Genomic DNA, 261 nt, shown 5'->3' on the forward strand with positions numbered 1-261 from the left:
ATCAATGTCGTGTTCATCGGAAATATCGCCGACGATCTCCTCGAGAATGTCTTCGAGCGTCACGATGCCCTGCACCTCGCCATATTCGTCAACGACGACGGCGAAATGCTGCCTGCGACGAAGGAACGCATTCAGCTGATCCTCGAGATTGGTGCTGTCCGGAACGAACCACGGCTTCTGCGCTATCTTGATGATATCGAGGTTCTCCGGCTCGACGTCCGGCTCGGCCAGCGCTCGCAAGAGGTCCTTGGCGTGTACGAC

Annotated in this window: 1 protein-coding gene; it reads right to left on the reverse strand. The window is 57.1% G+C overall.

Features of this window, described 5'->3' with window-relative positions; translation table 11 throughout:
• A partial coding sequence (locus tag ACPYOI_RS36450) for a CBS domain-containing protein (RefSeq protein ID WP_481424227.1) occupies positions 1-261 on the reverse strand: 261 nt, incomplete at both ends.

The organism is Rhizobium sp. SVR5-2C, from assembly GCF_056755115.1.